This is a genomic window from Saccharopolyspora sp., from assembly GCF_017434145.1.
Classification (GTDB): Bacteria; Actinomycetota; Actinomycetes; order Mycobacteriales; family Pseudonocardiaceae; genus Saccharopolyspora_C; species Saccharopolyspora_C galaxeae.
The window spans coordinates 1-2,453 of sequence record NZ_JAFRFW010000892.1 but is presented as its reverse complement, the minus strand read 5'-3'; the positions used below and the strand labels follow the sequence as shown (position 1 = coordinate 2,453).

Genomic DNA, 2,453 nt, shown 5'->3' with positions numbered 1-2,453 from the left:
GTGCTCGGCCGCATCGGCGGGGGAGGCGCCCGCGGCCAGCGCGGACTCGACCGCGCTCGCGCGCATCGGCGTCGGGCCCATGTTCACCAGCGCGACCGCGTCCCCGGCCACGGCCACGCCGACCACCGCCCAGTCGATGGCGCGGCGGGTGAACTTCTGGAAGTCCCAGCCGCCGGAGTGCTTCGGCACCCGGATCTCGGTGAGGATTTCGCCCGGCTCCAGCGCGGTTTCGAAGAAGTCGACGAAGAACTCGCTCGCCGCGACCTCGCGGTTCCCGTCCGGCCCGCGCAGCACCAGCGCCGCGTCCAGTGCCAACGCCACCGCGGGCAGGTCCGCTGCCGCGTCGCCGTGCGCGATCGAGCCGCCGATGGTGCCGCGGTGGCGCACCTGCGGATCGCCGATCGTGCCCGCCGCGTGCGCCAGCAGCGGCACCTCGCGCGTCAGCAGATCCGAGGTCGCTAGGTCGTGGTGCCGGGTCAGTGCGCCGATCCGCACCGCGTCGCCCGCGTCCTCGACGAACGAGAGGTCCCGCAACGCGGTCAGGTCGACGACGACTTCCGGCGCCGCCAGCCGCAGCTTCATCAGCGGCAGCAGCGAATGCCCGCCCGCGAGCAGCTTCGTGTCCTCGCCGTGCTCGGCCAGCAGGGACAGCGCGTCGTCCACGGACTCCGCGCGGTGGTAGGTGAACGAACCGGGGATCATCGATCGCCCTCCTCAGCGGCGGCCAGCACCGACTCGACGATGCCCTGGTATCCGGTGCACCGGCACAGGTTCCCCTCGAGGCCGTCGCGGACCTGCCGCTCGGTCGGCGCCGGGTTCTCCTGCAGCAGCGAGACCGACGCCAGCACCATGCCCGGCGTGCAGAAACCGCACTGCAGACCGTGGTGCTGCTGGAAGGCGCGCTGCACCGGGTGCAGCTCGTCGCCGTCCGCGAGCCCTTCGATGGTGGTGACCTGGTGCCCGTCGGCCTGCGCTGCCAGCACCGTGCACGACTTGACCGACTCGCCGTCCAGCAGCACGGTGCACGCACCGCAGGACGTGGTGTCGCAACCGGTGCTCGTGCCGGTGAGGCCGCAGTTCTCCCGCAGGTGGTGCACCAGCAGCGTGCGATCGGCGATCTCGTGTCGTTGTTCGGTGCCGTTGAGGTTGATCTGGACGTGCAACCTGTGCTCCCTCTCACGTCTGACTGAGATCGAGCTTAGCTGGCTGCGGGCGCGCTGATCAGGGTTCGATGGCGCCCACTTGTTCGGAACGGGCGATCGGCGTGCCTATACTGCTTGCGACAGTCTTGGTGTCGTAAAGCGCTGCGAGGTGTTGGATGCCCGACCGGCCCAGCGCTGCGCTGCAGCGAACCGGCCCGCTCGACACGAGCCGGCTGGACACCGGCAACCCGGGCGTGGCGCGCTGCTACGACGCGATGCTCGGCGGCAAGGACAACTACGCGGTCGACCGCGCGGTAGTGGACGAGATCCGGCGCTTGTCGCCCACCGCGCACCTCGCGGCGCGGGACAACCGGCAGTGGTTCATCCGCGTGGTGCGCTATCTGGCCGTGGTCGCCGGGATCGACCAGTTCCTGGACTGCGGCTCCGGATTGCCGACCGACGAGAACACCCACCAGGTGGTTCAGCGCGCCAATCCGGAGGCGGTGGTCGTCTACATCGACCACGACCCGATGGTGCATTCGCACGGCAAGGCGCTGCTGGCGGACAACGACCACACCCACTTCGCGCTGGCCGACTTCACCCGGACCGAGGAGCTGTTCGCGCACCCCGTGGTTGCGCGCAACATCGACTTGTCCCGGCCGGTGGCGGTGCTGCACGCTGCTTCGCTGCACCACCTGCACGACGAGCAGGATCCGTGGGGCACCGTGGCGCGCTGCCTCGGAACCGTGCCTTCGGGTTCTTACGTCGCGGTGAGCCATCTGCATCGGCCCGAACCCGGTGAGCCTGCCGCGGAAGTGGCCGGTGAACTGGAAGACGCGGCCCTGCGGCTGCTGGGCTCCGGCCGGTTCCGCACCGCCGCGGAGATCACCGCGCTGCTGGACGGCACCGAGATCGTTCCGCCGGGCTTCGTCCGCGCGGCAGACTGGTGGCCGGACGGGCCGCCGATGCACGCCCTCGAACCCGGCCAGAACCTGGTGCTCGGCGGGCTGGGCCGCAAACCCTGACGGTCCGCGGGCGGCTGCAAACACTGAATGGTCCGCGCGCGGACCGGGATCTTCGAGAGGCCAACCGTGCTCGTTCTCGGCATCGACAGCTCGACCCAGTCGACGAAGGCCGTGGTGGCCGACGCCGAAGACGGCGAGGTCCTCGCCACCGGCAAAGCCGTGCACCCCGTCGGCACCGAGGTCGACCCGTGGGCGTGGTGGCGGGCCGCCCGGGAAGCCGTTGAGCAGGCCGCCGCGGACGCGCCCGGCCCGATCGAAGCGCTGTCGGTGGCCGGTCAGCAGCACG

The 2,453-nt window shown here is 70.9% G+C and carries 3 protein-coding genes and 1 pseudogene; 2 read left to right on the top strand and 2 right to left on the bottom strand.

Annotated elements, in window-relative coordinates; genetic code table 11:
• On the bottom strand, positions 1-702 hold a 702-nt coding region (locus IJH84_RS24115), incomplete at its 3' end, for an FAD binding domain-containing protein (RefSeq protein ID WP_295149395.1).
• Entirely contained in the window at positions 699-1,163 is a 465-nt protein-coding gene (locus IJH84_RS24110; protein ID WP_200072673.1) for a (2Fe-2S)-binding protein, read from the bottom strand. The genes IJH84_RS24110 and IJH84_RS24115, both read right to left, overlap by 4 nt.
• Positions 1,164-1,318: 155 nt before the next feature.
• Here IJH84_RS24110 and IJH84_RS24105 point away from each other — a divergent pair, with 155 nt between their 5' ends.
• Together IJH84_RS24105 and IJH84_RS24100 are read left to right on the top strand one after the other, a co-directional pair.
• Positions 1,319-2,167: an SAM-dependent methyltransferase gene (locus IJH84_RS24105; protein WP_295149390.1), complete on the top strand. Its 849-nt coding sequence runs from the start codon at positions 1,319-1,321 to the stop codon at positions 2,165-2,167.
• A gap of 27 nt (positions 2,168-2,194) precedes the next feature.
• Positions 2,195-2,453: pseudogene (locus tag IJH84_RS24100) on the top strand (hypothetical protein); the annotation flags it as partial.